This is a genomic window from Jiella sp. M17.18, assembly GCF_041027365.1.
Lineage (GTDB): Bacteria > Pseudomonadota > Alphaproteobacteria > Rhizobiales > Rhizobiaceae > VKMB-3413.
On sequence record NZ_JBFTEH010000011.1, the window covers coordinates 58,545 to 83,347 of the forward strand.

Annotated in this window: 22 protein-coding genes; 10 read left to right on the forward strand and 12 right to left on the reverse strand. The window is 69.8% G+C overall.

Going from position 1 to position 24,803, the window contains the following annotated elements; all coding sequences use genetic code 11:
- Positions 1 to 23: 23 nt before the first annotated feature.
- The gene (locus tag AB5S17_RS18575; RefSeq protein ID WP_369242152.1) at positions 24 to 1,199 is read right to left on the reverse strand and encodes a pyridoxal phosphate-dependent aminotransferase; all 1,176 of its coding nucleotides are present in this window, start codon (positions 1,197 to 1,199) and stop codon (positions 24 to 26) included.
- Between the two features lie 152 nt (positions 1,200 to 1,351).
- Positions 1,352 to 1,789 (reverse strand): large conductance mechanosensitive channel protein MscL, encoded by a 438-nt coding sequence (gene mscL, locus AB5S17_RS18580; protein ID WP_369242154.1) that lies wholly within the window; start codon positions 1,787 to 1,789, stop codon positions 1,352 to 1,354.
- Between the two features lie 160 nt (positions 1,790 to 1,949).
- Between mscL and AB5S17_RS18585 the strand changes: the two genes are divergently transcribed.
- Positions 1,950 to 5,420 (forward strand): NahK/ErcS family hybrid sensor histidine kinase/response regulator, encoded by a 3,471-nt coding sequence (locus tag AB5S17_RS18585; RefSeq protein ID WP_369242156.1) that lies wholly within the window; start codon positions 1,950 to 1,952, stop codon positions 5,418 to 5,420.
- Positions 5,421 to 5,451: 31 nt separating this feature from the next.
- Here AB5S17_RS18585 and AB5S17_RS18590 read toward each other — a convergent pair whose 3' ends face one another.
- Together AB5S17_RS18590 and AB5S17_RS18595 are read right to left on the reverse strand one after the other, a co-directional pair.
- Positions 5,452 to 6,111, reverse strand: coding sequence for a response regulator transcription factor (locus AB5S17_RS18590; RefSeq protein WP_369242158.1), 660 nt, complete (start codon positions 6,109 to 6,111; stop codon positions 5,452 to 5,454).
- A gap of 130 nt (positions 6,112 to 6,241) precedes the next feature.
- Positions 6,242 to 7,030: a Crp/Fnr family transcriptional regulator gene (locus tag AB5S17_RS18595; protein ID WP_369242160.1), complete on the reverse strand. Its 789-nt coding sequence runs from the start codon at positions 7,028 to 7,030 to the stop codon at positions 6,242 to 6,244.
- Between the two features lie 260 nt (positions 7,031 to 7,290).
- Between AB5S17_RS18595 and AB5S17_RS18600 the strand changes: the two genes are divergently transcribed.
- Positions 7,291 to 8,451, forward strand: coding sequence for a GGDEF domain-containing protein (locus tag AB5S17_RS18600; protein ID WP_369242162.1), 1,161 nt, complete (start codon positions 7,291 to 7,293; stop codon positions 8,449 to 8,451).
- Between the two features lie 7 nt (positions 8,452 to 8,458).
- Here the strand turns inward: AB5S17_RS18600 and AB5S17_RS18605 are convergent, their stop codons facing one another.
- Entirely contained in the window at positions 8,459 to 9,628 is a 1,170-nt protein-coding gene (locus AB5S17_RS18605; protein ID WP_369242164.1) for a M20 aminoacylase family protein, read from the reverse strand.
- Positions 9,629 to 9,944: 316 nt separating this feature from the next.
- Between AB5S17_RS18605 and AB5S17_RS18610 the strand changes: the two genes are divergently transcribed.
- The 4 genes from AB5S17_RS18610 (at position 9,945) to AB5S17_RS18625 (ending at position 13,734) form a co-directional block, all read left to right on the forward strand.
- Positions 9,945 to 11,366 carry a D-alanyl-D-alanine carboxypeptidase family protein gene (locus tag AB5S17_RS18610; protein WP_369242166.1) on the forward strand — a complete coding sequence of 474 codons (1,422 nt, stop codon included), beginning with the start codon at positions 9,945 to 9,947 and terminating at the stop codon, positions 11,364 to 11,366.
- A 93-nt stretch (positions 11,367 to 11,459) separates the two neighbouring features.
- The gene (locus AB5S17_RS18615; protein WP_369242168.1) at positions 11,460 to 12,629 is read left to right on the forward strand and encodes a GTP-binding protein; all 1,170 of its coding nucleotides are present in this window, start codon (positions 11,460 to 11,462) and stop codon (positions 12,627 to 12,629) included.
- Positions 12,630 to 12,796: 167 nt separating this feature from the next.
- Positions 12,797 to 13,408: a glutathione S-transferase family protein gene (locus AB5S17_RS18620; RefSeq protein WP_369242170.1), complete on the forward strand. Its 612-nt coding sequence runs from the start codon at positions 12,797 to 12,799 to the stop codon at positions 13,406 to 13,408.
- Positions 13,409 to 13,410: 2 nt separating this feature from the next.
- The gene (locus tag AB5S17_RS18625; RefSeq protein WP_369242172.1) at positions 13,411 to 13,734 is read left to right on the forward strand and encodes a YciI family protein; all 324 of its coding nucleotides are present in this window, start codon (positions 13,411 to 13,413) and stop codon (positions 13,732 to 13,734) included.
- A gap of 73 nt (positions 13,735 to 13,807) precedes the next feature.
- Here AB5S17_RS18625 and AB5S17_RS18630 read toward each other — a convergent pair whose 3' ends face one another.
- Positions 13,808 to 14,716, reverse strand: coding sequence for a hypothetical protein (locus tag AB5S17_RS18630; RefSeq protein ID WP_369242174.1), 909 nt, complete (start codon positions 14,714 to 14,716; stop codon positions 13,808 to 13,810).
- 257 nt (positions 14,717 to 14,973) lie between these two features.
- Here AB5S17_RS18630 and AB5S17_RS18635 point away from each other — a divergent pair, with 257 nt between their 5' ends.
- The 4 genes from AB5S17_RS18635 to AB5S17_RS18650 all read left to right on the forward strand — a co-directional run bounded on the left by AB5S17_RS18635 (position 14,974) and on the right by AB5S17_RS18650 (position 19,271).
- Positions 14,974 to 16,977, forward strand: a complete 2,004-nt coding sequence (locus AB5S17_RS18635) for an FUSC family protein (RefSeq protein WP_369242176.1) — start codon at positions 14,974 to 14,976, stop codon at positions 16,975 to 16,977.
- Positions 16,978 to 17,202: 225 nt separating this feature from the next.
- A complete protein-coding gene (gene rpsU, locus AB5S17_RS18640; protein WP_369242366.1) occupies positions 17,203 to 17,430 on the forward strand; it encodes a 30S ribosomal protein S21 in 228 nt (75 codons plus the stop codon).
- 190 nt (positions 17,431 to 17,620) lie between these two features.
- Positions 17,621 to 18,532 (forward strand): tetratricopeptide repeat protein, encoded by a 912-nt coding sequence (locus AB5S17_RS18645; protein WP_369242178.1) that lies wholly within the window; start codon positions 17,621 to 17,623, stop codon positions 18,530 to 18,532.
- A gap of 187 nt (positions 18,533 to 18,719) precedes the next feature.
- Positions 18,720 to 19,271, forward strand: a complete 552-nt coding sequence (locus AB5S17_RS18650) for a DUF992 domain-containing protein (RefSeq protein WP_369242180.1) — start codon at positions 18,720 to 18,722, stop codon at positions 19,269 to 19,271.
- A 121-nt stretch (positions 19,272 to 19,392) separates the two neighbouring features.
- On the opposite strand, the gene AB5S17_RS18655 is transcribed toward AB5S17_RS18650, so the two are convergent.
- The 6 genes from AB5S17_RS18655 to AB5S17_RS18680 form a co-directional block, all read right to left on the reverse strand.
- The gene (locus tag AB5S17_RS18655; protein ID WP_369242182.1) at positions 19,393 to 20,793 is read right to left on the reverse strand and encodes an NAD(P)(+) transhydrogenase (Re/Si-specific) subunit beta; all 1,401 of its coding nucleotides are present in this window, start codon (positions 20,791 to 20,793) and stop codon (positions 19,393 to 19,395) included.
- A 14-nt stretch (positions 20,794 to 20,807) separates the two neighbouring features.
- Positions 20,808 to 21,227, reverse strand: coding sequence for a proton-translocating transhydrogenase family protein (locus AB5S17_RS18660; RefSeq protein ID WP_369242184.1), 420 nt, complete (start codon positions 21,225 to 21,227; stop codon positions 20,808 to 20,810).
- Positions 21,227 to 22,414, reverse strand: coding sequence for a Re/Si-specific NAD(P)(+) transhydrogenase subunit alpha (locus AB5S17_RS18665; protein ID WP_369242186.1), 1,188 nt, complete (start codon positions 22,412 to 22,414; stop codon positions 21,227 to 21,229). The genes AB5S17_RS18660 and AB5S17_RS18665 overlap by 1 nt, the downstream gene beginning before the upstream one ends.
- Before the next feature lie 156 nt (positions 22,415 to 22,570).
- Complete coding sequence (locus tag AB5S17_RS18670; protein ID WP_369242188.1) at positions 22,571 to 22,714, reverse strand: aa3-type cytochrome c oxidase subunit IV; 144 nt, start codon at positions 22,712 to 22,714, stop codon at positions 22,571 to 22,573.
- Positions 22,715 to 22,858: 144 nt separating this feature from the next.
- Positions 22,859 to 23,503, reverse strand: a complete 645-nt coding sequence (locus tag AB5S17_RS18675) for a bifunctional 4-hydroxy-2-oxoglutarate aldolase/2-dehydro-3-deoxy-phosphogluconate aldolase (protein WP_369242190.1) — start codon at positions 23,501 to 23,503, stop codon at positions 22,859 to 22,861.
- Positions 23,504 to 23,637: 134 nt separating this feature from the next.
- Positions 23,638 to 24,780 carry a cell wall hydrolase gene (locus AB5S17_RS18680; RefSeq protein ID WP_369242192.1) on the reverse strand — a complete coding sequence of 381 codons (1,143 nt, stop codon included), beginning with the start codon at positions 24,778 to 24,780 and terminating at the stop codon, positions 23,638 to 23,640.
- Positions 24,781 to 24,803 lie beyond the last annotated feature (23 nt).

Below are 24,803 nucleotides of genomic sequence, written 5' to 3' on the forward strand. Positions count from 1 at the left end.
TCACAGGCTACCGTCGTTACATCTCACAGCGTATTGCTGATCCAGGCTGCCAGGCGGTCCGCCGCCATCTCGACCTCGTCGAGCCTCCGGTGGAAGCAGGCCCGCATGAAGCGCGGGCCGGCCGGGCCGAAGGCGGTGCCCGGCGCCAGACCGACGCGCGCCTCGTCGACGATGCGGAAGGCCGCCTCACGCGTGTCCTCCAGGCCGTCCACCGCGAAGAAGGCGTAGAACGCCCCCTCCGGCGGCGTCATCGACACGCGGTTGGTGGCGGTGAGCCGCTCGGTGAAGATGTCGCGCGCCTGATGCGCCCGCGCGATCTGGCTCTCGACGAACGCCTCGCCCTTCTCGATCGCGGCAATCGCGCCGCGCTGCATGAAGGCGGCGACGCCCGAGGTCGAATACTGGATCAGGTTCTCGATCACCTGACCGAAGGCGGCATCGGTCTCGATCCAGCCGACCCGCCAGCCGGTCATCGCCCAGTTCTTCGAGAAGGAGTTGACGAAGAAGATCACGTCGCCCTCCTCCATCACGTCGTGGAAGGACGGGGCCCGCCCGCCGGCATAGTAGAAGCGGGCGTAGATCTCGTCGGCGATGATCGCGACGCCCGCCTCGCGGGCGATCGAGAGGATCGCAGACAGCGTCTCGCGGTCGGCCGTCCAGCCGGTGGGGTTTCCCGGCGTGTTGACGAAGAGCGCCCGGGTCTTCGGCCCGACCGCGTCCCGCAGCCGGTTCGGATCCAGCCGCCAGCCGGTGTCGGTCCAGTCGAGCGCGACTTCGCGCGGCATCGCGCCTGCAAGACCGGCGGCAGCGGCGAAGTTCGGCCAGGCCGGCCCGAGATAGACCACCTCGTCGCCGGCCCCCGCGAGCGCCACAAGGCTCAGCTGGATCGCCTGCATGCCCGAGCCGACGACGAAGAAGCGGTTGGGGTCGGCGGGGCCGCCGTACAGCCCGGCGGTATAGTCCGCCAGCGCCTGGCGCAGCTCCGGCAGGCCGCGCTGCCAAGTGTAGAACGTCTCGCCCGCGGCGAGGCTGGCGGCGGCGGCATCGGCGATGAAGGAGGGCGTCGCAAGGTCGCCCTCGCCGGCCCAGAGCGGGATCAGCCCGTCGAGGCCGCCGGCGCGGGCATGATTCATCACGGCGACGATGCCGCTTTCCGGCGCCGCGACGGCTTCGCGGCGAAGGCGGGAGAGGTCGGTCATGGAGCGGGTCTTTCGGATAGACTGCTGTGTATCGCGCGGGCGAGGTCGGATCGCCGAGGCTTTGCCTCGCTCTCCACCCTCCGCCCGCGGCAGTCAACCACCCCCGCTGTTCCCGTCACATTTCCGCTCGTGGCGGCGATGACCCGGACCGGTCAGACCCGCGTCGTCTTTCCCGAATTCTCCGCCAGGATGTCGCGGATCTCTTCCAGGAGCTTCTGGTCGCGCGGCTCCTTGGCGACTTCCGGCGGCTTCTTGTCCTCGAGCTGCTTCAGCCGGTTCATCACCTTGACGATCAGGAACAGGATGAAGGCGACGATCAGGAAGTTGATGGAGAGCGTCAGGAAGCGCCCGTAGGCGATCACCGGCCCCTGCGCCCGCGCCGCGTCGAGTCCCGTCGCGGTGACCTTGGCCGACAAGGGAATGAACTTGTTGGTGAAATCGACGCCGCCGGTGATCACGCCGACGGCCGGCATGAAGAGATCCTGGACGATCGAATTGACGAGACCGGTAAACGCCGTGCCGATGATGATGCCGATCGCCAGATCGACCATGTTGCCCCGCAGGGCGAACTCCCGGAATTCCTTCAGCATCGTCCTCTCGCCGCGGTCCTTTGCCGGGCAAGGATCATAGGGCGGCGCCCGGTCCTGACAATCGGGCTCCGCCTCGCGCTGGACTTGTCCCGGCGCCGATGCTTGTCTGGCCGGATCGGGCGGCACCCGGGCCGTGCCCGGTCTCGGGAGGAAGCCGGCCTTGCATTCGGGCCTCATCGTCGTCACCGCCGTCGTCTACCTCCTGGCGCTCTTCACCGTCGCCTGGTGGGGCGACCGGCGCGCGGCCAGGCGTCCGGCGCAGCGAAGCCATCCCGCGGTCTACGCCCTCAGCCTCGCGGTCTACTGCACCTCCTGGACGTTTCTCGGCTCGGTCGGCGTCGCCGCCCGCGAAGGCTTCTCCTTCCTCGCGATCTATCTCGGGCCGATCCTGGTCTTCCTGTTCGCGCCGCGGCTGATCGCCCGCATCGTCCGGCACGCCAAGGCCGAGCGCATCACCACCGTCGCCGACTTCATCGGCTCGCGCTACGGCAAGAATCCGTCCGTCGCTGCGCTCGCGACCCTGATCGCGATCGTCGGCACGGTGCCCTATATCGCGCTGCAGCTGAAAGCGATCTCGACCTCGGTCGCCACCCTCGTCTTCCACTATCGCCCCGCCCTCGACGTGCCGCCGCTGTTCGGCGACCTGGCGCTGCTCGTCGCGGCGCTGCTCGGCGTCTTCGCGATCCTCTTCGGCACCCGCCATGCCGACGCCACCGAGCACCAGAACGGTCTCGTCCTCGCCGTCGCGATGGAATCGCTGATCAAGCTCGGCGCGTTCCTGGCGATCGGCATCTGGACCACCTTCGTGCTGTTCGATCCCGGCACGCTCCTCAAGGAGGCGCTGGCGAGCCCGGCCGTCACCGGCGCCTTCTCCAGCCGGATCGGCGGCGCCTTCGTCGCCAGCCTCGGCCTCAGCGCGCTCGTCATCCTGCTCCTGCCACGCCAGTTCCACATGGCGGTTGTCGAGAACCGCACGCAGGAGGAGATCGGCCGCGCCCGCTGGCTGTTTCCGCTGTATCTCGTGGCGATAAACCTCTTCGTCGTGCCGATCGCCGCCGCCGGGATCCTGAGGATCGGTCCCTCGGTCGATGCCGATCTCTACGTCCTGTCGCTGCCGCTCCTGTCGGGCTCGGACATCCTGGCGCTCGTCGCCTTCACCGGCGGCCTCTCGGCCGCCACCGCCATGGTGATCGTCGCGAGCGTCGCCCTGTCGATCATGATCTCCAACGACCTCGTCCTGCCGTTCCTGCTGAAGCGCAGCGCGCCGCAGGACGCGGGCACCGGCGCGAGCGACGAGACGCGGCTGATCCTGAAGGTCCGCCGCTCGGCCATCCTCGTCGTCGTCTTCCTCGGCTACGCCTATTACCGCTTCGCCGGGACCGGGAGCGGCCTCGCCTCGATCGGCCTCCTCTCCTTCGCCGCCATCGCCCAGCTCGCGCCGCCGCTCTTCGCCGGCCTCTACTGGAAGCGAGCCAACGCCCGCGGCGCGGTGGCCGGCATGGCCGCCGGCATCCTCGCCTGGGGCGTAACGCTGCTCTGGCCGGCGATCCAGGGGCCATACGCCGCGGCGGGAGACGGCCTCGGCCGCGCCGGCGGCCTGATGGACCCGCTGCTGTTCGGCTGCCTCGTCAGCCTCGTCGCCAACCTTGCCGGCCTCGTCCTCGGCTCCCTCAGCCGCGAGGCGACGCCGCACGAGCGCATCCAGGCGGCGATCTTCTCCGACGGCGAGCCGGGTCAGGCAGCGGGGGCGCGGCGGGTGCGGGCAAATGTCGGCGTCGCGGAGCTGAAGGCGACGATCGGCCGCTATCTCGGCCCGGAGCGCACGGAGCGCTCGTTCGCGAGCTTTGCCGAGACGGAGGGACGCACGCTCGCCGAGGACGCGCCGGCCGACAGCGCGACGATCCGCTTTTCCGAACAGCTGCTCGCCTCCGCCATCGGCTCCGCCTCCTCCCGCCTCGTCCTGTCGCTGCTCTTCCAGCGTCACGCCGATTCCCCGCGCTCGGCGCTGCAGCTTCTCGACGACGCCTCGGAGGCCCTGCAATACAACCGCGATCTCCTGCGCATCGCTCTCGACCAGGTCGACCAGGGGCTCGCGGTCTTCGACGGAGACTTCCGCCTGACCTTCTGGAACCGTCAGTTCCGCGACCTCGTGGGCCTGTCGCCGGAGTTCGGCCGGATCGGCACGCCGCTCCCCGTCGTCTTCGAGGAGCTGATGCGGGCCGGGGAGATCGATCGGCGCGAATCCGCCGAAGCGTTCGACCAGCTGACCCGACCGCCGGCGGAGCGCCAGATCGGCCTGAAGCGCTCCGGCCGCGTCCTGGAGTTTCGAGTCAACGCCATGCCGGACGGCGGCCTCGTCGCCACCGTGTCCGACATGACCGAGCGCGTGCGCCGAGCGGCGGCGCTGCGCGAGATGAACGAGACGCTGGAAGAGCGGGTCCGGCTGCGGACCGGCGAACTCGTTGCCGCCAACGGCGAACTCGCCGAGGCGCGGCGGGCGGCGGAAGCCGCCAATCTCGGCAAGACGCGGTTCCTCGCCGCCGCCGGACACGACATCCTGCAGCCGCTGAATGCGGCCCGCCTCTACGTCTCCGCGCTCGAAGACCGGCACAAGGGCCGCGGGCCGGACGCCGACCTGACCGCCAGCATCGGCTCGTCGCTGGAGGCGGTGGAAGCCATCATCGGCGCCGTGCTCGACATCTCGCGGCTCGACGCCGGCGCGATGCAGCCGAAGTTCGAAGATTTCGCCCTTGGCCCGCTCCTGAAGCAGGTCGAGACGGACATGCGGCCGCTCGCGGCCGAAAAGGGCCTGTCACTCAGCTTCGTGCCGACCCGCGCCGTGGTGCGCACGGACCGGAACCTTCTCCGCCGCCTCGTCCAGAACCTCGTCTCCAACGCCGTCAAATACACCCGGACCGGCAAGATCGTCGTCGGGGTGCGGCACCGGGCGAACGGCCGGATCGATCTCGAGGTCGCCGACAGCGGCATCGGCATCCCCGCCGACAAGCTGGACACGATCTACCAGGAATTCGTCCGCCTCGACGAAGGCACCCGGACGGCCCGCGGGCTCGGCCTCGGCCTCTCCATCGTCGACCGGATCGCACGGGTCCTCGACCTGCCCGTCGAGGTCACCTCCAGCCACGGCCGCGGCACGCGCTTCAGGGTCGGCCTGTCGGCCGCCCGGCGCCAGCCGGCCGCCGCGCCGGATCCGGTGTCGCTGCCGGCGCGCGGCGGCCTCGCCCTCACCGACCTTCACGTCCTGTGCATCGACAACGAGGCGGCGATCCGGGACGGCATGCGCGTGCTGCTCGAGGGTTGGGGCTGCAGCGTCGCCGCCTTCGCCTCGGCGTCAGAGGCGCTGGACGTCCTGGAACAGGCAGAGAGGGCGCCGGACGTCGCGCTGGTCGACTATCACCTCGACGGGGGAACGAGCGGCCTCGACGCCGTCACCGCGCTCCGCGCACGCCTCGGCCGCGACCTGCCGGCGATCCTCGTGACGGCCGACCGGTCGCCGGCGGTCCGGGAAGCCGCCGCCGCGCTCGGCGTCCAGGTGCTGGCGAAGCCGCTGAAGCCCGCCTCGCTGCGCGCGGCCATGTCGGCCCGCGTGCCGCAGCCGGAGGCCGCGGAATAGGCGGAACCGGAGGCCCGACGGCGCCTCCCGGTCAGCCGGCGGTGATGCCGCGTTCCGGATCGAGGCCCAGCTTCGACAGGCGGATCACCGCCTGGGTGCGGCTGTCGACGCCGAGCTTGGTCAGGACGGCCGAGACATGGGCCTTGATCGTCGCCTCGGAAATGCCGAGCTCGTAGGCGATCTGCTTGTTGAGGAGCCCGCGGGCCAGCATCGTCAGGACGCGCGTCTGTTGCGGGGTCAGCGTGCGGATGCGCTGGATCAGGTCCGCCGTCTCCGGGTCGGCCCGCTCGCCCAGCACGAAATCCGCCGGAAGCCAGGTTTCGCCCGACAGGAGCGCCGCGATCGCGCGTCGGATCTCCTCGAAGCCGGCGGATTTCGGAATGAAGCCGGCGGCGCCGAGGTCGAGCGCACGGGCGATGACCCCCGCCTCCTCCGTCGCCGAGACGATGGCGATCGGCACCGTCGGATGATCGGCGCGCAACAGAGCAAGGCCGGTGAGGCCGCTGGTCCCCGGCATGGCGAGATCGAGCAGCATGAGGTCGGCATCCGGATTGGCGGCGAGCGCCGCCGCCGCCTCGTCGAAATCGGCCGCCTCGACGATCTCGGCGCCGTCCGGGCGCGATGACAGGATTTCCTTCAGCGCGCCGCGAAACAACGGATGGTCGTCCGCCACGATGAAGACATGGCGCATCGATGCTCCTCCCGCCGCGCCGGGCCTTGCGGTCCGACACGGAAACCTTCGAACGAGCGGTCCTCCCCCGCTCAGCCCACCCATAGCCCAGCCCGGCGGAAACCGACAGGCCCTCCGGGCAGCCGCCGGGTCAGCCGCCGGGCGCGCGCAGATCGGCGCGCATGTCGACCGGGACCCGGAGATGCAGGTATTTCGGATCGAATTCGCCGACCCGGGCGAGGGCCGGCCAGTCCTTGATCATCAGCCGGGACCGGTCGCGGTCGATCAGCCCGTCGACGCGGAAGTCCCGCAGCACCCGGTTCACCGTCACCACGGTCAGCCCCAGCGCATCGGCGAGCTCGTTCTGGGTCAGCGGCAGGCGGTAGACGTTGTCGGGCGCAAGACCGACGGCGCGCAGGCGCATGGCGAGTTCGCACAGGAGGTGGGCGGTGCGACTCGCGCCGGACAGCCGCCCGAGGCCGACGATCCATTCGCGGAAGATCGAGCCGTCGATCAGCGTCTCCAGCCACAGCGCCGCCGCGATCCGCGGCCGTTCCATGCAGGCCGCCCAGACGGCCTCGTGGGAGACGAAACCGATCCGGCAGCGCGTCGTCGCCGCGAAGGAATGGTCCATCCGGTTGATGTGCAGGCTGTGCAGGTCCGGAATGTCGCCGGGCACGTGGAAGGCGATGATCTGGCGCTTGCCTTCGAAGGTATGGCGGTAGCGATAGGTGAAGCCTTCCACCAGGATGCAGCACTGCCGCACCGTCTCGCCCTCGCTGACGATGTCGGTCCCGGCCGCGACCTCGCGCATGGTCACCGGCAACGAAGACAGGACGGCCTCGTCCTCGGCCTCGATGTCGGAGACCAACCGGAGCCGCCTGATCAGCACCGTGTGGGCATCGAGCATCACGATCGTCTTCCCCGCATCGCCGGCCATCGCCGCGTGTCCGGTCCGTGGCATCCCCGCCTGGACCGGTTCGACCGCTCCCTCGCCCGATCGACAAACATCCCTCGTCGCAGCGTAGGGCCTTCTCCGCGCCGATGCCAGAGGCGTCTGCCGCCGCCTGACGATCCGCGGCATTTCGGCGCGCGATAGATCGGTCCAACCTTACGCTTGGCTTAAACTGCTTCGTAATCCATTCGACGCCAAAATGCTTTTGCAATTCTACTGGAACTGCTTGCTGAAGTTGGCGTCCCTTGGATTACCCCAACGTCATCCACTCCCTGATCTTCGGCGCCGGCCTGATGGCCCTCGTCGCGCTGACCTTCGGGACTGTCGAGCGACTATGGCCCGGCCGGCGCTGGCGCGCATGGGTCGAAGGCGTGCTGTTCGCCGCCGGGGCGATCGGCACCATGATGTCGCCCGCCCATATCGGCTTCGGCATCGTTCTCGACGCGCGTTGCGTGACCGTGGCGATGTCCGGGGCCTTCGCCGGCTGGCCGGCGGCGCTCGTCACCGCGGCGGCTGCCGCCGCGTTCCGCCTGCATATCGGCGGCGCCGGAACGACGATCGGCGTGATCGGCATCCTCCTCGCGGCGACCGTCGGTCTGTTCTGGGGCTATCGCACCGACTTCGGACGCCAGGCGACGCCGCGCCGGCTCCTGTTCCTCGGGGCGCTGGTGTCGCTGCATTTCCTGGCCTTCCCCTGGCTGCCCGCCGACCACCCGCTGAGCCTGACGATCGGAACCATGGCAGTGATGATCCCGATGTATTTCGGCGCAACACTCGTCATGGGGTCCATGATGCAACGGGAGGCGCAGGCGATCCTGCGGGAACAGGCGCTGGAGATGGAGGCGCTGACCGACCCGCTGACCGGGCTCGCCAACCGCCGCGCCTTCCGCGCCGTTCTCTCGCGGGAACTCTTGCGGGCGCGCGAGCGGGGCAGCGGCCTCGTTCTCCTCGTCGTCGACATCGACCACTTCAAGCGCGTCAACGACAGCTATGGGCACGCGGCGGGGGATGCCGTGCTCGAGGCGGTCGGCGCGCTCCTGCGCTCCGGCCTGCGAGAGGGCGACGTCGTCTGCCGCCATGGCGGCGAGGAGTTCTGCGTCGTTCTGCCCAACACGAGCCTCGTCGCCGGCGGCAGGACCGCCGAGCGCATCCGGACGCTGGTGCGGGACGCGGAGATGCCGGCGACGCCGGCCGCGCTGCGGCTGACGGTCAGCATCGGAGTGGCGGCGGCCGCGGCGGGCAGCACGCCGGACTCGCTGCACGCTGCCGCCGATGCCGCCCTCTACGCCGCCAAGCGCGCCGGCCGCGACCGGGTGTTCGTCGCCGCGGACGGCTCGCCCACGGCCGAGCAGCCGGAACCCGGCGGCGTCCCGCTGGGCGCGCTCGCCGGTGCCGCGACTGCCTGAGCCGCTCTCAGCGCGCGCCCAGCGCGCGTTCCGCCAGCCGCACCCAGAAGCTCGCCCCGAAGGCGATCGACTCGTCGGAAAAGTCGTAGGTCGGCGTGTGCAGGCCCGACGTGTCGCCGTTGCCGATGAAGACGTAGGCGCCCGGCTTTTCCTCCAGCATGTAGGAGAAGTCCTCGCCCGCCATCAGCGGCGGCGCGTTCGGGTCGACCTTCTCCGGCCCGACGATCTCGCGCGCGACCTCGGCGCAGAAATCGCTCTCGTCCGGGTCGTTGACCGTGACGGGATAGTTGCGGTCCCAGTCGATTTCGACGGAGGCCTCGTGCGCCTCCGCGATGCTCGCGGCGATGGCCCGGATGCGCCGCTCGGCGAGGTCGCGGTGGCCGGCGTCGAGGGAGCGGACCGTGCCCGAGACGACCGCGGTGTCGGGAATGACGTTGTGGGCGAAGCCGGCATGGAACTCGGTGACCGAGACGACCAGCGACTTCAGCGGGTCGGCGTTGCGCGCGACGATCGCCTGCACCCCCTGCACGATCGCGGCGCCGATGAGGATCGGGTCGGCGGTCCGGTGCGGGATGGCGGCGTGGCCGCCCTGGCCCCGAATGGTGATCTTGAACTCGTCGGTCGAGGCCATGATCGCGCCGGGGCGCATGCCGAACTGGCCGACGGGGAGCCCCGGCAGGTTGTGCATGCCGTAGACCTTCTCGATCGGCAGCCTTTCGAACAGGCCGTCGTCGATCATCGCCTTGCCGCCGGCGCCGCCCTCCTCGGCCGGCTGGAAGATCACCGCCACCGTGCCGTCGAAGCCGCGCGTCTCGCAGAGGCTGCGCGCCGCGCCAAGGAGCATCGCGGTGTGGCCGTCATGGCCGCAGGCGTGCATCACACCGGGATTTTGCGACTCGTATTCGGCTCCGGTCTCCTCGACGATCGGCAGCGCGTCCATGTCGGCGCGCAGGCCGACCATCCGGCCGCCTGCCCCGCCCCGGCCGTGAATCACGCCGACGACGCCCGTCCGCCCGATGCCGGTCAGCACCTCGTCGCAGCCGAATTCGGTCAGCTTGTCGGCGACGAAGGCGGCCGTCTCGGCGACGTCGTAGAGAAGCTCGGGACGGCTGTGCAGGTGCCGGCGCCAGCCGGCGATTTCGGCTTGCGATTCGGCGATGCGGTTGTTGACGGGCATGAGGCGGCTTTCGCTGGCTGGAATTTCGTTGGTCGGCTGACGTCGCGGCGGCCCTTGCAGGGCCGCGCACCACGCTTCGCCATGCTCGCGTCACAGGACGGCCTTATCCGGCCGAAGCGTGCCGGTCCGGCAGACCCGGCTGAGGCCCGGCGCGGGACGCCGCAGCTTGCAACCGTCGGGTCTGCCCCGGTTTCGCGTCGAAGAGCTTTGCCTTATCACTCGACGTCTGAAACGACGCGCTTCGCATAGCCGCCGCACGTTACCGGAGTTTTGCCGCTCCGCAACATGGCTGATCGACCGATCGAAGGATATCCGCGTGAAGACGCCTGCCCTTTTCACTATCTCGACGCTTTTGGCCTTCTGCCTGCTGGCCGCACCCGTCGCTCCCCTTTCCGGGCCGGCCTTCGCCAAAGCGCCCAAGGCGCACGCCTCCCACACCTCTGCAGCGCCTGCCGCGGCGAAGGATCCGGCCGTCGTCGGCTATCCCGTCTCCTCCATCGTCGTCGATCTCGATACCGGCAAGGTCCTCTCCCAGGAGAACGCGACCGAGCGGCGCTACGCCGCCTCCACCACCAAGCTGATGACCGCCTATCTCGCGCTGAAGGCGCTGAGGGCCGAGGAAGTCGGCCTCGACAGTCCGGTGATCATGACGCGCCGCGCCGCGGCGGAGCCGCCGAGCAAGATGGGCTTCGAGCCGGGCTCGGTGATGCGCCTCGACATGGCGCTGCGGATGATGCTGGTGAAGTCGGCGAACGACGTCGCCTATGCGATCGGCCAAATGCTGGGCGGCGGCTCGATGGAGGCCTTCGTCGACAAGATGAACGCGGCCGCAGCCGACCTCGGCATGAAGGACACTCACTACGTCAACCCGAACGGCCTGCCGCAGGACGGCCAGTACCAGAGCGCCAAGGACCTTGCGATCCTGGCGATCGCCATCCGCCGCGACTTTCCCGCCTTCTCCGACTATTTCGGCACCGAGGCGATCTCCAACGGCAGGTCTCTGATCAAGAACGGCAACAAGCTGCTCGGCCGGTTCGACGGGGCCGACGGCATGAAGACCGGCTATACCTGCCAGGCGGGCTTCAACCTCGTCTCCTCGGCGACGCGGAACGGGCGCACGGTCATCGCGGTGGTGATGGGCGCGAACGGCACGATCGAGCGCGAGCGCCATTCGGCCGAACTCATCGAAAAGGGCTTCGCCGCCGATCCGAAGACGGTGGAGACCAAGGTCTGGGACCTGCCGACCTCCTCGGGCGCTCCGCTCGACATCGGCGATTTCATCTGTGGCCGGAAGGGCCGGTCGATCCGCGCCAACGACCGCATCGCCGAGCACAAGCGCAAGGCCGGCGAGGACGAGGGCGACGACACCGAGGTGTTCGGCTCGCCCTACATGCACCCGATGGACCATCCGCCGGTCACCGTGCAGGTGAGCCTCGGCGGTGCGGCCGGCAATGCGATTGCGGCGCCCGGGATCTCGCTGATCGAGGCCTACGGCATCCCGATCCCGTCGCCGCGCCCCGACCCGGACACGGCGACGGCGCCGCCGGCCCCGACGGCCCCGACGGCCGAGGTGCCGCCCACCGGCGATCACGCCGAGGCCGACACGGCCGCCGCTTCGGCCGTGCAGCCGGTGTCGATGACCCGTCACGCGGTGGCCGAGGCGAACGGCTTCCGGCCGGGACCCGGCCCGAGCCCCGAGGCGGCGAAGGGCCCGCGGATCACCATCGAGGGCGAATGACACGGCCGACCCGATCGGCCGCACGATGCCTGCCGCGGCCGGAGCGGTCGGGGACAAGACAATACGACAGCTTAGAGGGAGCGGACCACGCTCATGCCGCGACGCGAACCGATCCGCCTGACGCTCCTCACCGGCTTTCTCGGCGCCGGCAAGACAACGCTCTTGAACCGGCTGCTCCGTGATCCGGCGGTGACGAACACGGCCGTGGTGGTCAACGAGTTCGGGGAGGCGGCGATCGACCCGCTGCTGGTCGAGACGGCCGTCAGCGACGGCGTGCTGGCGCTCTCCGACGGCTGCCTGTGCTGCAGCGTCCGCGGCGAGCTCGTCGAAACGCTGCTTGGCCTTGCGGAAGGACCGGCCCGCAGCGGCGCAGCGCCGCTGGATCGGGTCATCGTCGAGACGACGGGTCTCGCCGATCCCGGTCCCATCCTCGCCGCGCTGATGAGCCATCCGGGGCTCGTCGAGGCCTATGCGCTGGACGGCGTGGTGACGGTGGTCGACGCGCTGTCGGGCGCGCGCAATCTCGCCGATCAGGAGGAAGCCCGCCAGCAGGTCGCCGTCGCCGACCGCATCGTCCTCACCAAGACGGACCTTGCAGGCGCGAAGCCGGCGAAGGCCACGGCGGAGGCGGTGGCGCGGCTGAACCCGCGCGCGGTCCATGTCCTTGCCTCCGACACCGGATCGCTCGCCGAGCGGCTGCTCGGCGCCGGCCTGTCCGGCAGCGTCGATGCCGCGCGCCTGGCGACCTGGCTCGGTGCCAGGACGGCGGAGGGCGAGGCCGGCGGCGGAACGGCTGCGGCGCGTTCGGACGATTACCAGAACGACGACGCGCCCAGGCACGCCCATGCGCATCACCATCACCATGACGGGCACGCCCATTCCCATACGGGCATCCGTTCGGTGTCGCTCCGCCACAGCGAACCGGTGACATGGGATGCCGTCGCGGCCTTCCTGGAGATCCTGTCCGGCACCGCCGGCGACCGCATCCTGAGAATGAAGGGCGTCGTCGATCTGAAGGAGTTGCCCGACCAGCCCGTGGTCCTGCATGGCGTGCGCGGCTTCCTGCATCCGCCGGCAAGGCTCGCAGCCTGGCCGCAAGGGGCGAGGCGCGAGACGCTGATCGTGGTGATCGCGCGCGGCCTGTCGGAGGATTATCTCGGCGACCTCTTCGCCGCCTTCACCGGCGCCGTCCGCACCGATGCGCCGGATCGGGCTGCCGTCGAAGCCAATCCGCTCGCCGTGCCCGGCCACCGCTTCGGCTGAGCCGCCGCCCTCCGGCGTCTACCGGGCCCCGCGACGGGGCAGGCGTCGGGGACTTCGGGCGACGCCATGGCCCTCCCCAGCAGCGCCCTTTCCTGCTTCGAAGGCTGTCGTCAGCCGGCCATGTTTCGTGCACAATCTCCGCAGGGCGATGCGAGGAGGATGACGCGATGGCCGGCCAGATGAGGCTCTACTACAATCCGAAAAGCCGCGCGGCGACCGCCCGCTGGATGCTGGAGGAGGTGGGCGCGCGCTACGACCTCGTCCATCTGGACTTCGAGGCCGGCGAGAACCGCAAGCCGGATTTCCTCGCGGTCAATCCCATGGGGAAGCTGCCGACGCTGGTGCTGGAGGACGGCACCGTCCTCACCGAAACGCCGGCGATCGTCGCCTGGCTGGCCGACGCCTTCCCCGACGCCGGCCTCGCGCCGCCGGTCGGCTCGCCGGCGCGCGGGCGCTACTATCGCTGGCTGATGTTCAACGGGTCCTGCCTCGAGCCGGCCGCGATCGAGAAGCTGATGCGCAAGGACGCAGCGCCGCTCCCGAAGGTCAGCGTCGGCTGGGGCAGCTACGACGACGTCGTCGATACGCTCGAGGGCGCGCTCGGCCAGGGCCCCTATCTCCTCGGCGAACGCTTCAGCGCCGCCGACCTGATGATCGGCTCGACGCTTGCCTGGCTGGCGATGTTCGGCGCGCCCCGCATCTCCGAAAGCACGCTGATCCAGGAATATGTCGAGCGCATCACCGACCGGGAGGCTCGGCGCCGCGCACAGGAGGACTGACGATGGAGGCCCCGGCGCATCCGCCCGCGAGCCTCTGGTTCTGCCGGCTGATCCCGCCGCGGCCGGGCTTTGCCGGCGACATGAGCCAGGACGAGCGGGCGGCGATGGGCGCGCATGCCGCCTATTGGCAGGCGGCCATGCGGCGCGGCACGGTCGTGGTCTACGGCCCGATCGCGGATCCCGCCGGCGTCTGGGGCCTCGGGATCCTGCGGCTCGCCAGCGAGGCCGAGGTCGACAGCTTCCTCTCCGGCGACCCCGCCATCGTCTCGGGCCTCGGCTTTTCCTACGAGCGGCTGCCCTTCCTGAACGGGATCGTCGCGGCCTGATGCTGCTGCGGGGCGGGCCGGAGGCACGTTCCGCCCGCTCGCCCCGTCCCAGGCGACCTATGCTTCGCCCGCCTCAGCCATGCGAGGTGACGATCGTCGAGCGCGGCCGTCCGGCGATGCCGCCGAGGGCACCGACGAGAAGCCCGAGAAGCAGCGACACGAACGCGCCGAAGGCACCGGCCGAGACCGCATTGGCCGCCGCGGCCGCGGCCTGCCGCGCCTGGCGCATCGCCTGATCATATTGCTGCTGGAGGGCCTGCAGACGCTCCTCGGCTGCGGTCTGGCTGAGCCCGCCGAACTTCTCCAGCACCGCGACCGCCGCCTGCCGCTGATCGGGCGTCGCGGTCTCCGAAAGGCCGGCCGCGAGTGCGGCGAGCGCGGCGTCCGGCGACTGTGCGGCGGGCGCCGCTCCGGCGGGCGCCGGATTGCCGCCCGCGTCCTGGCCGGTGGGGCTGGCCGTGCCGGAGACGGTCGCCGGAGCCTGGCTGAATATCGCCTCGGCGGCGTTGCGCACGGACGGCGGCAGGACGCCGAGCCGCGGCGCGGTGGCTTCCGCCGCCTGCGTCAGGCCCTGGATGGAATTGCCGACGGCGCCGAATGCCCCGCCGATCATCGCCGAACTGCTGGAGATCAGGAGCACGATGACGACGAGGGTGGCGGTCGCCCAGGTGATGACGCCGTGCAGGAGCGCATCGGTCCGGTCCGGACTGCCGGCGAGGCGGCCGCAGGCATAGGCGCCGAAGAACAGGCCGACGAGCGCCACGGCGACGGTCCAAAGGCCCGCTGTCGAGGCGAAGGCGGTGGCGCTGGCGGTGATGTCGGCCCCCGCATTGATGGTGACGAGGCCGATGCCGAGCCCCAGGAGGCCGAGCATGAACTGGATCGCCAGCGCGAGCAGCGTCCCTGCGACGATCGCCCCCCAGGAGATTCGCCGGATGCTGCCGACGACCGCAGCGGTCCTGTCTCGCCTCAATTCGCTCATCTGATCCTTCAGCCTCATATCGGGTGGGCACCGCGACGAGAGCCGGCCGACGCGGCGCACCGCGCCGTCTCCGTCACCGACTCCTGTGCTCTTGTCCGGCCCCTCTCTCCACTCGTCCCTCGACCCGAGGTTTTGGCGGTCCGGAGCCGCCGGTCAATCCCCATGGGATGTCGCCGGGCCGGAATTCGGCCATAGATGGCAAGATCACGGCGTCGCCCGACCTTCGCCGGCCCACTTGCAGATCGACGCCCCGCCTCATGCTGCCGCGCATCCGACCCTTTGCCACCATGGCCGCCTCCGATCCGGGCCTTGCCCGGCTGAGAATGGCGCTGCGCGGCACGCTGACGATCGTCGCGGTCGCCCTGTGCCTCGCGGGGCTGCATTTCGTCTATCCGCTGACCATCGCCGCCTACGGCATCGGGATCATCACCGCCTTCATCGGGTCGCTGGCGATCCGCGATGTCGGGGCCAAGGCGCGGGCGGTGTCGCGCCTCTATGCGGGCCTGTCGGCCTTTTCGGCGGTGACGGTGGTCAGCCTGATCGCGCATCCGCATCTCGTGGACGCCTGGTTCCTGGTCGTCATCTTCGTCGTCGTCTGGCTCCGCCGCTTCGGCCCGCGCTGGAACGCCGTCGGCATGGCGACCTTCATGGCGACGTTCCTCAGCGCCTACCTGCATGCCGGCCTCGGCGACCTCGGCGGCGTGGCGCTCGCCATCGCCGTCTCCAGCGCCGCCGCCCACATCGTGCGCAACACCGTCCTGCCGGAACGGCCCGCCTGGGACTTCGCCGTCGCCGTCGCCGCGGTCGAGGACCGGCTGGCGGAGCTGCGCCGGGCGCTGGCCCAGGCTCAAGACCGCGGCCCGATCGATCCCGCCACCGCACGCGAGATCGTCAAGCTCGAGGCGCGGCTGAAGGACATGATCATCACCGCCGAGGGCTTCCTGCCGCAGAAGTCCGCCGATGCGGCCGGCGAGGCACGCCGCAAAGACCTCGCCATCGCGCTGTTCGATCTGCAGCTCGCCGCCGAGACCCGCTTCTTCGTCACCTTCGACGACCGCACGGGGCAGCCGCGCGGCAGCGAGGCGACGGCCGGGGAGCGGCGCATCGACCGGGCGCTAGCCACCTTGCGGGCGAGCATGCGGGACATCCCCCCGTCGACCTTTCGCCCCGACGCCGCGAAACCGCCGGCGGCCGGTGCGGCCGGACAGCGCTTCGGCTTCCTCTCCGACCCCGCCGTGCGCACCGCGATCCAGGTGACGCTCGCCTCCGCAATCGCCATGACCGGCGGCATCTGGATCTCCGAACGGCGCTGGTTCTGGGCGATCCTCACCGCCTTCCTGGTCTTCACCAACACCCAGTCGCGCGGCGACGCCGCGATGCGCGGGCTGGCGCGCGCGCTCGGCACGCTGTTCGGGATCATCGTCGGGATCGGACTGGCGACGGCGGTCTCCGGCGACACCTATCTCTCGATCGGGCTGATCGTCGTCTTCCTCTTCGCCGCCTTCTACTATCTCCAGGTCTCCTATGCGACGATGACCTTCTTCATCACGCTGGTCGTGTCGCTGCTCTACGGCCTGCTCGGCCAGTTCACGCCGCAGCTCCTGGTGCTGCGGCTCGAGGAGACGCTGATCGGCGCGGCGGCCGGAATCCTCGTCAGCTTCTCGCTGTTCTCGCGCTCCACGAGTTCGGTGGCGCGGCAGTCGGTCGAGAGCTTCTTTGCGGCCCTCGACGATCTCCTTGAGACGGCCGAGCGCGTCGCGGAAGGCGAGCGCGACGTGAAGCTCCTGCGTACCGCGCGCCAGATCGACATGCGCTTCGACGAACTGGCGACCGCTGCCCGGCCGCTCGGCTCGAACTGGCAGCTGGTGCGCCGTCCGGGGCGGGTGAGGCGGACGCTCATCCGCTTTCGCGGCTGCGCGCACTGGGCGCATGTCTTCGCCGACGCCCTGCGGGCCATGATCATCTCCGGCGAGCCGCTGCCGTCCGATCTCGGCGCGCGCATCGCCGCACTCCGCGCCAAGGTGGCTGCGGCCAAGGCCGACAGCGGCACCTTCTTCGGAGCCGAGATGGTCAGCCTCGGACAGCCGCCCGCCACCACGCCGGACGCCTGGGACATTCCCGAGGACCGGGCCGACCCGCGCTTCGCCCTTGCGGTGATGAACCACATCTTCGACACCGGCTCGCGCGCCCGCCGCCGCAAGGCGGACGAGCGGGATGCGGCGGCGCAGGCGGACCATCGCCAGGCTGCCGGAGCGTCCTGAGGATCGGCGAGGCTGCGGCGGCGCCAAGCCGGCGGATCGACGGGCGTGACCGCCGTCGCGCAGCGAATGCCGCCGCGCTGCCGCGAGCGCGCGAACAGCCTGCCGATCCCGCTCGACAACGTCCCTCCGATCTGCTATCGGCGTTTTCACTTTCGAAGATCGGTCTTCGCGAGAGGAGTAAGGTTTGTCACCCTCCCCTCGCAAACCCTAGAAACGGAACACCCGGTGCAGGTACTCGTCCGCGACAACAACGTCGATCAGGCTCTCCGCGCGCTCAAGAAGAAGATGCAGCGCGAAGGCATCTTCCGCGAGATGAAGATGCGGAACTTCTATGAGAAGCCGTCGGAAAAGCGGGCCCGCGAGAAGGCGGAAGCGGTGCGCCGGGCGCGCAAGCTGGCCCGCAAGCGGGCGCAGCGCGAAGGCCTCGTCGGCGGCGGCCGGACGGCTCACTAAGTCGCCGTTCTTTCGACGGAATCGCAGTCTAGCGGAGGCGGCCGGGCGATCAGCCCGCCGCCTTTTTGCATGGCCGGAAGCGGTTGTGTACGCTGCCCGCGTGACGCTGGGACAAGGCGACGATGCACCCGGCCTTGCGCGGCGACCCGCCGCCGATGCGCCCTTTCGACCCGAGGAGAGCCTTTCGCCGATGCGCCAGAGCGACACCATCGTTTCCCTCCGACCCGCAAGCGAAGCCTCGCCGGTCCGTCCGGCCCGCGCGGCGCGTCGCCGCTCCTGGCGCACCAGCCTCGCGGCGCTTTCGGGGCTCGCGGCGGCCGCGACGCTCGGCGCCTGCCAGACCACGGAGCTTCCGACCGTCCAGGCGATCTCGCTCGACCGCAACCAGGGCACCGAGCAGAACATCGAATCGCTGACCCGCACGGTGAACGCCGATCCGAAGAACCCGGAGGGCTACAATGTGCGCGGCACCGCCTACGGCCGCGCCGGGGACTATCAGGCCGCGATCAAGGACTTCACCACGGCGGTGACGCTCGATCCGAACTTCTACCAGGCCTATGCCAACCGCGCCCTGGTGTATCGGCAGATCAACGATCCGGCCAAGGCGGTCGCCGACTATAACCGCGCGCTCGCCATCAACCCGAAATACGATTCCGCCTATATCGGGCGCGGCAACGTCTATCGCGTGGCGGGCCGTTACCGCGAGGCGCTGGCCGACTTCCAGCGGGCGATCGACCTCAACACCGCCGATCCCAGGGCCTACCACAATCGCGGCCTGCTCTATCAGATCGACGGCCAGCACAAGCAGGCGATCGAGGACTTCTCGACCGCGATCTCGCTCGATCCGAAGGCCCCCGAGCCCTATTCCGGCCGCGGCGTCTCCTATCTGGCGCTCGGCGACCTTGACAACGCCTTCTCCGATTTCAACACCGCGATCCGGCTCGACGGCTCGAAGGCCGAGTACTGGACCAACCAGGCGCTCGTCTACGAGCGGCGCGGAGAGAAGAGCAAGGCGTTCGCCTCCTACGCCCATGCCGTCTCGCTGGATCCGAACTACAAGCCCGCCAAGGAAGGCATGACCCGCACCAGCGCCAGCAGCTGACCGAGCCGCCGGCGTCCATCGATGCCGGCGCGCATCGCCCGCGGACCTTCCGCATCGGAAGATTTAAACAAATTCAAGCCGTTGCGCCCGAGCCACAAATCGGGCGGCGGCCGGGATCGGTCGGAACCTCCCGGCCCCTTCTCCTGTTTCCCCGCCGAAGTGGTCACAGTTGAGAAGGATCTTCCCCATGAAAACCGCGCTTTCCGCCATCGCTCTTTCGGCCGCGCTCGCCGCCGTCCCGATGTTCGCCGGACAGGCCTCCGCCGCGACCAAGCTCGGGCTGCTCGGCTGCCACAGCAAGGGCTCGACCGGCTTCATCATCGGCTCGTCGAAGAAGCTGATCTGCGAGTTCACGCCGGCGAATGGCGGCAAACGCCGGGTCTATGCCGGCACGCTCAACACCTTCGGCCTCGACGTCGGCGTCACCGGCCGCACCACCATGCAGTGGGCGGTGCTGGAGACCGGCACGAGCCCGTTCAAGCCGGCGGCCATGGCAGGCGTGTATACTGGCGCGACGGCCAATGCCTCGGCGATCGTCGGCGGCGGCGCGAACGTGCTCGTCGGCGGTGACAACGGCTACACGCTGCAGCCGATCAGCATCCAGGAGCAGGAAGGCATCAACGCGGCCATCGGCGTGTCGAAGCTGACACTGAAGGCCGCGGTGCCGGTGCCGACGCCGGAAAAGGCCGTCGCCGTCCCGGCGACGCCGGTCGGTCGCGGCGCGGTCGTTCCGAAGTAAGCGTGACCTGCGGCGGCCGGGGCAAGCGGCCCGGTGCGCCGATCCTGGTCCGAGACGAGGAAGGCCCGGCGGAAACGATCCGCCGGGCCTTTCCGCGCCGAGAGCCCGCCGCAGCCCGCGATCAGTCGCCGAGCGCCTTGACGATGTCCTCGACCATCTTCTTGGCGTCGGCCAGCAGCATCATCGTGTTGTCCTTGTAGAACAAGGTGTTGTCGATGCCGGCATAGCCCGAGCCGAGCGAGCGCTTGACGAACAGGCAGGTCTTCGCCTGGTCGACGTTGAGGATCGGCATGCCGTAGATCGGCGAGGACTTGTCGTCCCGCGCGGCCGGATTGGTGACGTCGTTGGCCCCGATGACGAAGGCGACGTCCGACTGGGCAAACTCGGAATTGATGTCCTCGAGTTCGAAGACGTCGTCATAGGGAACGTTCGCCTCCGCCAGCAGCACGTTCATGTGGCCGGGCATGCGGCCGGCGACGGGGTGAATGGCGTATTTCACCTCGACGCCTTCGGCCTTCAGCTTGTCGGCCATCTCGCGCAGCGCATGCTGGGCCTGCGCCACCGCCATGCCGTAGCCCGGCACGATGATCACCTTCGAGGCGTTCGCCATGAGATAGGCGGCGTCCTCGGCCGAGCCCTGCTTGATCGTCCGGTCGCCGAGATCGGCGCCCCCCGCCGGGCCGCTCTCGCCGCCGAAGCCGCCGAGGATCACCGAAATGAAGGAGCGGTTCATCCCCTTGCACATGATGTAGGAGAGGATCGCGCCGGACGAGCCGACCAGCGCGCCGGTGATGATCAGCGCGAGGTTCTGCAGGGTGAAGCCGATGCCCGCGGCCGCCCAGCCGGAATAGGAGTTCAGCATCGAGACGACGACCGGCATGTCGGCGCCGCCGATCGGGATGATCAGGAGGACGCCGAGGGCCAGGGCGCAAAGGACGATCAGCCAGAAGAGCGCATGGCTCTGGCTGGTGGCGAAGCCGACGATCAGCGCGATCAGGACCACGCCGAGCGCGATGTTGATGAGGTGGCGCGCGGGCAGCATGATCGGCTTGCCGCTCATCCGCCCGTCGAGCTTCAGGAAGGCGATGATCGAGCCGGTGAAGGTGATCGCGCCGATGGCGACGCCGATCGACATCTCGACCAGCGCCTCGCCGCGGATCGCCCCGACGGTGCCGATGCCGATGGCCTCCGGCGCGTAGAGCGCGGCGGCCGCCACCATGACGGCGGCAAGACCGACGAGCGAATGGAAGGCGGCGACGAGCTGCGGCATCGCCGTCATCGCGATGCGCCGCGCGATGACCGCCCCGGCAGTGCCGCCGATGGCGATGCCGATGACGATCAGGATGATCCCGCCGAAGGACGGCTGCGCCAGGAACAGCGTCGTCAGGATGGCGAGCGCCATGCCGACCATGCCGAAGATGTTGCCCTGCCGGCTGGTCGTCGGGTGCGACAGGCCCCTCAGCGCCAGGATGAACAGGACGCCGGAGACGAGATAGAGGAAGGCGGCGGTGCTTTCGGACATCTCTCGCTACCGCCTCACTTCTCTTTTTTCTTGTACATCGCCAGCATGCGCTGGGTGACGAGAAAGCCGCCGAAGATGTTCACCGAGGCGAGGATCAGCGCGACGAAGCCGAACCCGGTCGCCAGACCCGAGGCCGACAGGCCGACGGCGAGCAGCGCCCCGACGATGATCACCGAGGAGATCGCATTGGTGACGCTCATCAGCGGAGTGTGCAGGGCCGGCGTCACGGACCAGACGACGTAGTAGCCGACGAAGATCGCGAGCACGAAGATCGCGAAGTGGAAGACGAAGGGATCGACGGCGGCGACCGCCTCGCCCGCCGAACGGACGGCATGGCTGCCGATCATCTGTTCGACGCCGAGGCGCGCGTCGCGGATCGCCGCGCCGGCATCGTTCAGCCGCTGCAGCGTCTGGTGGGCGGTATCCTGGTCCATCAGGCGGCTCCCCCTTCGGTTTGCGGCCCGGCGCCCGCCGCGGCCGGTGCCGGCTCGTCCTTGGCGAAGGCCGGATGCACGACCTTGCCGTCGCGGGTCAGAAGCGTCGCCTTCACCAGCTGGTCGTCGAAGTCGATCGTCAGCGCCCCGCTCTCCTTGTCGAGCATCGTCTCCAGGAAGGCGAGGAGGTTCTTGGCGTAGAGCAGCGAGGCCGAGGCGGCGATCCGGCCCGGCACGTTGAGGTGGCCGATGATGCGGGCGGGGCCGACCGTGGCGATCTCGCCGGGCACGGCGCCCTCGACATTGCCGCCGCGCTCGACGGCGAGATCAACGAGGATCGAGCCCGGCTTCATCGATTCGACCATCGCCTTGGTCACGAGCCGCGGCGCCGGGCGGCCCGGGATCAGCGCCGTGGTGATGACGACGTCCTGCTTGGCGATGTGCGAGGCGACGAGATCGGCCTGCTTGGCCTGGTACTCCTTCGACATCTCCTTGGCGTAGCCGCCGGCGGTCTCGGCCGCCCGGAACTCGTCGTCCTCGACGGCGATGAACTTGGCGCCGAGCGACTCGACCTGCTCCTTGGCGGCGGGCCTGACGTCGGTCGCGGTGACGACGGCGCCGAGGCGCTTCGCCGTCGCGATCGCCTGCAGACCGGCGACGCCGGCGCCCATGACGAAGACGCGGGCCGCCGGCACGGTGCCGGCCGCGGTCATCATCATCGGGAAGGCACGATCGTATTCGGCGGCGGCGTCGATCACCGCCTGATAGCCCGCCAGGTTGGCCTGCGAGGAGAGGACGTCCATGACCTGCGCGCGGGTGATGCGCGGCATGAACTCCATCGCGAAGGCGAGGATGCCGGCCTCGGCCATGGACCTCACCGCCTCGTCCTGACCGTACGGATCCATCGTGGCGATGACGACGGCGCCGCGCTTGTAGGCGGAAATCTCGTCGGCAGTCGGCCGGCGCACCTTCAGGACGACATCCGCGTCGCCGGCATCGCCGGACGAGCCGATCGCCGCGCCCGCCGCCTCGAATGCGGCGTCCGTGATGCGCGAGGCATCGCCCGCTCCGCTCTCGACGACGACGGCGATGCCACGGCCGGCCAGACGCTTCACCGTGTCCGGCGAGGCCGCAACCCGCGTCTCGACGGGATCACGCTCTTTCGGAACGAACAGCTTCAACGGCACCGCCTCCCTCGGTTCCCGCAGTCCGCCGGTGCCCACCGCAGCCCGCGCCCGGAGCGGAAGCGGCCCTGCCGCTCGCCTCCCGCTCCGAAGATTTTCCTGAAGGTCGACAGGGTCGACGACTGCCGGCGCGTTGCCGCGCGCAGGGCGCCGCGACCGCTAGAGCAGGAAGATCGCCATGCCGATCAGGATGATGACGACGCCGACGGCGCCCCATTTCACCAGACCGAGAAACAGGCTGTAGGTCTTCTCATGCTCCGGATAGTCCATCTCGGCGGCATGCGAGGTATCGAATTCAGTCACTCCGGCCACGGCAGTCCCCCCACGTGTTCTCCGTTCCGCCACATAAGCGTATCCTTGCCGCGGTGGCAATGTCGCTGTCGTTGCGGAATGGGTGCCGCGAGGAAACCGCGTCGTCCCGCGCGGGGGCCGAGGATGCGCCCGCGCTCAGCCCTTGCGCTGCAGGGCGCTCGCCTCCTTGGCGAGCTGGGTGATGCCGGCCCAGTCGCCGGAAGCGACCATGTCCTTCGGCGCGACCCAGGAGCCGCCGACGCAGACGACGTTCGGGAGCGCGAAATAGGACCCGACATTGTCCATCGAGATGCCGCCGGTCGGGCAGAAGCGCAGCGCGGGGAAGACCGGGGCGATCGACTTCAGGAGCTTGGCACCTCCGACCTGCTCGGCCGGAAAGAACTTCAGGACCTCGTAGCCTTCCTGCATCATCGCCATCATCTCGCTCGGGGTCGCCGCGCCCGGCAGGAAGGGCACGTCGGAATCCTTCGCCGCGTCGAGCAGCTCCATCGTCGCGCCGGGCGAGACGACGTACTGCACGCCGATCCGCTCGACCGCCTCGAACTGCTTCGGCGTCAGGATGGTGCCGGCGCCGCAGATCGCCTCTGGCACTTCGTCGCAGATCGCCGCGATCGCCTCCAGCGCCGCGGGCGTGCGCAGCGTCACCTCGATCGACCGCAGGCCGCCGGCCGCGAGCGCGCGGGCGAGCTGGACGCCCTCCTCGGCGGTTTCGACCGCGACCACCGGCACCACCGGCTGGCCCTTCAGGATTTCGAGGAGTCGCGTCTTGTTCTGCGCCATGAGCTTCGCCCGCCTTCAACGTCTGTCATCGACGCGGGCTCTAGCCTATTCCGGCGGAGGGGGAAATCCCGGACGGGCCGGAATCCCCGGCGGCAGGCGAAGCGGTGCGCGGCCGCTGCGGGGGAACGGGCGGCTTACCAGCCGCCGTCATAGGTCCGGTAGAAGACGTGCTTGCCGATCTTGTCGACCTCTTCCATGGCGCTCGCCCAGCGCGGACGCACGTAGTCTGCATGGTAGTGCGTCGCCGAGCCGACCTCGTTGACCCAGATCTCGCCCTTCGTCACCGCGTCGGCGATGCGCTGCGCCTTGGCCCAGGCGTCGGCGTCGCGGATCTTGTCGCGCGAACCGTCGCAGGCGAAGGAGAACTGGCAGCGATTGTGCCAGTTCTTGTTCTGGTAGACGACGCCGCAGATCGTGTCCGGGAAGGCCGGATTGCGCACGCGGTTGAGGATCACCTGGCCGACCGCGGCCTGACCCATCGAGGATTCGCCCCGCGCCTCGAAATAGATGCCGCTGGCGAGGCAGGTCTGCTCCTTGGCGGTGAAGGCGCTTTCCGGCAGCGGCGTCGCCGCCCAGTCGTGGTCGGCCCCGGTCACCGGCGGGATGAAGGCCTGCGGCTGCTGCTTCAGGATCTTCTCGAACAGCGAGGACGTGTGCGTCTCCGGCCCGGCCTCGGCATATCCGAGCGCGTTGGTGCCCTCGACGCTGGCCGGCGTGGCGGAGACGCCGGGCTTCAGCGACGCCATCATCACGGCGTCGTCGCCGTTCAGCGGCTTCTTGTGCGGCTGCAGGTCGCGCGGCGTGCCGACCAGCTGGAAGTTCATCGCGACGGTCATCGCGTCCTTGGTCGACTGCGTGACCTTGGCGAAGGCAGTGCGAATGCGCGCCTCGCCGCCGACGACGCGCGGGCCGAGAAGGCTCTGGCGCTCGAGGATCGAACCGGCGGAGAAGCCGCGCGGCGGCAGCCGGCTGTCGGGAGAGGCGGCGAGCACGCGGCCGCCCTTGCCGTCCCGCGCCACATGCGTCGCCTGCGGGATCGCAGCCGGCGGTGCGACGACGCGGACGCCCGAGACATCCGCCGATGCGACGACCGCCGCATGGGCGTTGGAGGCCGCGGCGATCTGCTCGGCGACAGGCAGATGGGCAAGACCCGGAACCGTGGACGCCTCGGCGCGTTCAACGCCGAGACGAACGCCCTCGGACGAAAAGTCCCGCTGGGCAATCCGCGTCGTGGACATCGCCACGACGGCGAGACCGCAAGCCCCGACGATCGACACCCGCGCCCATGCTTTCGATCCTG